We start from the raw sequence: 4,835 nt of genomic DNA, 5'->3' as shown, positions 1-4,835 counted from the left end.
ACACTGAACCCGCATGAAATACAACTATAAACCTAAAAACTGGCAAAACCTGCCGAATCGGATTTTTCGTATTACCGGATACTCTCATAGTAGGCAAATAGACCTTCTGCCATCACCGGATCGATAACAGGAAGCCCTGTAACGTCCTCCAACTCTTGTGCCGCACCGATCGTCGCAAGACCTGTGCAGGCAAGAGCGATCACTTCTGCTCCCTTTTCTTTCAGACGCATGCCGGAGGCGATTACCTGTTTTCTTCCTTCCGGCGTCATCAGATCCAACGTACTGTCCACACCTTTTGGCTTCTCCAGGATCATTTTTCCTGCCAGAAGTCTTCTGTAAGCGTCCGGCGCATACTCTGTAATTCCCAGCACACCTACCTTTTCCCCGTAACGCAGAGCCAGAGCCACCGTTGTCTCCCCGCCTCCGGTCACTGGCATACCCGGCATTGCCTTTCGTATCTGCCTGACTCCCGGATCATCCGCACAGCTGACAATGAGCATATCCACATTCTGAAAGGATTTTGCCGTCTCTACTATCTTGGGAACTGCAATCTCACAAAGTTCGGGACTGTGTATTCCCTCCGGCTGATCCGGAATACATTTTGTCTCTACCGTCAAAGTAGGAAATTTCTCCATGATCTGCTTTTGATGAGCATATAGTACCTCCGGATCTTCACTAGTCAGAACACGGATCAATCCTATTTTAAATGCTTTTTCCTGCTTACTCATTTGTCTCCTCCTTCAAATGCCCAAGCCAAGCTCGCTACAAAAACCTCGCAGCTTTTCTGTCGGCTGTGGGGTTCATTTTTATACTTGAAATACTCCTTCTTTAATCACCAATGTGTCGTCCAGATAGAGTGTGGGCCGCAAAATAATGCCGTCCATATGGCAATCTGCTTTATTTACCCCGCCAAAGGAAGTATTCGTCCCAAAGGCAATGTGCACTGTTCCATACACTTTCTCGTCTTCCAAGATAATACCGTTTAAAACAGCAGCCTCATTGGTCCCTATTCCTAGTTCACACAACGTCGCATTTTCCTGATTTTTCAGCAGGATGTCCAGATTCTCTCTTTTTTCTCCTGTCACATGGCAAAGTTTTCCTCCGCGGATCTGCATATACAATGGACTTTCTAATTTCCCGATCCCTACCATAGAACCGTCTATGAGCATTTCTCCATCTGCTCCATCTTCCAAAGGAGCGATATACGCTTCCCCGGAAGGAAGATTCCCGCATTGTCCATTTTCCTTATATACACCCGGACTGGGAACACCCTTTCTTCCTTTTAAATAAATATGTAATATCTTTCCACCCTTTTCAATTCTCGCACAGTCTGCTTTTGATAGCATATCCGTGATCTTTGCGGTCAGTTTCTCTACTGCTGCATAGTCTGCTGTCATCGCTCCTTTAGTGAACATTTCTCTGGTGATCCCCGGCATTGTGGCTACTCTCGTTCCCTCTTTTGCCGCTTGGATCCTTGCGTTTGTATGAGTCAGCGATTTTGCCGTAGGCGCAATCACGACATCTGCCGCCTTCATAGCTTCTGCGATCGCCCTAGGAGGTTCCTGCCCACTGACGTCTCTTTCCCGCATGACAAACAGCATCCCTTCGCAGCCAAGATGACCGGCAGCTTCATACAATGCCTCTCCGATTTCTTTTCTTGTATCATCAGTGATCACAAGAACTTCTTCTCCCCGCCTGACTCCCAGACAGGATACCAGCACCTGCTCCGCGATCTTTACTAAATCTTCCATTATCTTTTTATCCTCTTTTCTTTAAATCTGTCAGTTCAGATACGACCCGGGCGAGAAGAGTACGGGGAAGAACGATCATTTTCCCTGTTTTTTCTTCAAACATACGCTTCATTTCCTGTGTATAGCCAATACAATCCAAAACGACCAGATCTGCCTCCATGTCTTTCACCCGTTCTGCCGCCTTTTCCAGTTCCTCCCATGCTCCATAAGGGGAAGCCGCGACTGAAGTCACCTTATCTACATGCTGCCTCCATTTTTCTTCTGTCTGCGCAAGCTGCAATGGAGAAGGTGTCACACAGATTATATTCGATTTTTTCGTCATCAAAGGAACCAGGCGATCTAGGATATCGCACGGATAGATCAAGGGAATATGCCTGGCTGTTAATGTTTCGGGAAATTTCCCTGTGCAAAAGAACATGATCAGCCGGCAGCCTTCTGCCTCCATCGTATCGATCGCCTCCTGCAGCCTTGGCAGGATATGCCGTTCTGCGAAAGTAACCGACGTTCCGTCTGTCAGACGGGAGACAAGCACATAGTCTCCTTCTTTCGGCTGAAAGCCAGCGATTTCTTCCTTAGACAGCCCGTCCAGTCCGCCAGCCTGTATAAGCTCAGCCTGCCCTTCAAAAATATCCATGATATCTGCTGTCACATCTGTTCTTGGCGCTTGTCCGATAGTAATCGCACCGATCTTCAATATACTCACCTCTTACTCTTTCCCCAGCGTCTGCAAATGTTCCATAGTCCCGTACAATTTCACAATGCGGGCATATTCTGCTTCATCATAAAATTTACACTGTCCACGCCCAAAGGCTTTCGCAACTTCCAACATAAACCGTGCCGCTTCTTCTACATCTGTCGCATGTGTAGCTCCCGTCGCACATCCCGGCACCATGACCTCTGTCGTAATGGCAACCCCCACTACCGGAGCTTTCGTCGCCGTGCATGGCTGCAATACACTGTTGATATGATGCACGTCATTTCCATAAGGCGTGATATCTTGCGTAGCCAGCGGAAATACATATGGAAGTCTGCCCGTCGTGATCTGCATCAAATCCAGCAGGTCCTCGGAAGTCCTTAAAATATACCCTTCTTTCACAGTAGGAGAAATGGCAAATCCTCTTGTATTGATCACGCGATTTCCTTTTGTTGTATCCACAGAAAGAATAGCGTCCAGATCATCCGATACTTCTTCTTTGTTCACCTGAGACATCTCTACTGGAGAACCCATAAAAGGAACCGGATCATGAGGCTGCGTCGGTGCATCCGGACAGATATGCGTAGAGATCAATACGTCTCCTTCCAGCATATCTCCTTTGTTCTGCATATCCAAAATTTTGGCGGCAAGGGCAACCGCCGCAAGAGCTCCGTCACCATCAGATACAAAACCGATCCGATCCGGGCGTGCTCCCAGCCCGCCCAGTCTGCCAAGAAGTCCGATCGTCGGCGCAGTTCCGCCATTTGTTTTTCCTTTAGAACCCGGGATACGTACCTTGAGCATATCAGTAGAACCCTTTGGTCCTTTTAGTTCATACACCTCGATATCTGCATCTGATTTTATGCCTCTTAGATATGCCTCCACTTTCTTCCCTGTTACGTTCCCATCATCCAGAATATCGTACGCTTCCATGATCTGTTTCATCAACATATTCTTACTCTCCTTTACACGTTTTCTATTTAATAACAACATACCACTTTATCTCAATAAAGTCTTTATTCTATGTAAACAATTTTTAAACAGACTCTTTGTGCTCTATGCACATATCCCTCTTATCCTTCTTCACTTTCTGAGAAATACGCTTTCACCCGGCAAAGAAATTCCAGTTCCTGCAGCGTTTTGAAATCTCCCATATCGCATTTCAGTATTTCTTCTATCTTTTTCACCCGGTACAGCATCGTATTTCTATGAAGATACAGCTTTTCCGCCGTTTGCTTTTTTGAGCCTCCATTTCGCATCATCATTTCCAATGTTTCTATTAATTTTGTACCATGTTCCCTGTCATATTCTTTCAGGCAGTACAGACGCTCCTCCACATAGAGCTTCACCTGCGGCAGTTTCGCGATTTCCAGCAGAAGCTCTTCATATTGCATTTCTTCTCTCCACAGGACTTTCTCTTCCACAGAAACATTTCCGGCGATCCGTGAAAGGGCAGACAGCTGCCCGGCCGCTTTTGGCATATCTAGGTATCTGCCTATACTGTCAGATATCAACATGCACAATTCCGTATGCGCCGCTTCCTCCAGCTTTTCCAGCCTCTCTTTCAAAGCTTTCTTAAAGGGAAGTATATATTTCGGCTCGCAGAACAAGATCATCGTTTTCTCAGGAAATGAAAGTTTAATATAGGGCAGTTGCTGTTTCTGAAAGAACAACTCCGCCTTCTCTTCCATTCTCTCTTTGTTTTGTCCACCCCATCCTTTCTTTGTATATAAGGGACGGATTTCCATCCAACGCACCGGTACCTTTGGCCAGCAAAGAGAATGCGCCCTTACTTGCGCCTCTTTCTCCTCTTTCATCTTTCCTTGAACCAGAGCAAAATAAAATGTTCGGTCTAATTCCCTCTTTTCGCTCTGTCCGATCTGACAGTAATCCTGCATTTCTATTCCATTGTTCGCTTTCACTATTGCCGTCATGACCGGATAAACCGTTTCCATAAAGCCTAAAGCATTGTTTAAAAAAAAGAGGGGGAAATGCAGTTCATCTGCCAACTTTAACGCCTCTTTAGGAAACTCTCCAAAAAAGCGTGTTTTAATCGCCAGCGCTGCGGCGTCCGCCTCATGCAGATCCCGGATCAGGTCCAGCAGTTTTTCTTTATCGTTGCGGATCGCATATCCTGTAGTGATCAACAGCATATCCTTTCTAAGCCATGGCTTGATATCCGGCTGCTCCATCATGTCATAGACTTCAACAGTATGAGCAAGTCCCTCTTTTCCTGCCACTAATTCTGCCTGTCCCTTTTCCCATAATTGTCTGATGTCATTAACTGTCAGTTTCACACACCATCACTTCCCTTTTGTCTTGGTCTCTTAACGATAACATTTCAGAGGCTATTTTTCAATGGATACAGAGTGATGATGATCTGAATTGAT

Annotated in this window: 5 protein-coding genes; all 5 read right to left on the bottom strand. The window is 46.1% G+C overall.

The genetic code is table 11. The features are described 5' to 3' along the window. Window positions 1-71: 71 nt before the first annotated feature. Window positions 72-728 (bottom strand): aspartate/glutamate racemase family protein, encoded by a 657-nt coding sequence (locus WKT01_RS13625; RefSeq protein ID WP_340312747.1) that lies wholly within the window; start codon window positions 726-728, stop codon window positions 72-74. Between the two features lie 78 nt (window positions 729-806). Continuing rightward, window positions 807-1,751 (bottom strand): aminopeptidase, encoded by a 945-nt coding sequence (locus WKT01_RS13620; protein ID WP_117975146.1) that lies wholly within the window; start codon window positions 1,749-1,751, stop codon window positions 807-809. A gap of 7 nt (window positions 1,752-1,758) precedes the next feature. After that, window positions 1,759-2,454, bottom strand: coding sequence for an AroM family protein (locus WKT01_RS13615; RefSeq protein WP_340312741.1), 696 nt, complete (start codon window positions 2,452-2,454; stop codon window positions 1,759-1,761). Window positions 2,455-2,457: 3 nt separating this feature from the next. Then, on the bottom strand, window positions 2,458-3,396 hold the full coding sequence (locus tag WKT01_RS13610) for a DUF1177 domain-containing protein (RefSeq protein ID WP_117975148.1): 939 nt from the start codon (window positions 3,394-3,396) through the stop codon (window positions 2,458-2,460). Between the two features lie 122 nt (window positions 3,397-3,518). After that, window positions 3,519-4,742, bottom strand: coding sequence for a PucR family transcriptional regulator (locus tag WKT01_RS13605; protein WP_340312735.1), 1,224 nt, complete (start codon window positions 4,740-4,742; stop codon window positions 3,519-3,521). Window positions 4,743-4,835 lie beyond the last annotated feature (93 nt).

It is taken from the genome of Mediterraneibacter sp. ICN-202921 (assembly GCF_037890075.1).
GTDB classification, from domain to species: Bacteria; Bacillota; Clostridia; order Lachnospirales; family Lachnospiraceae; genus Mediterraneibacter; species Mediterraneibacter massiliensis.
The sequence above is the reverse complement of the archived record's forward strand: the minus strand, read 5'-3'. Positions and strand labels throughout refer to the sequence as shown.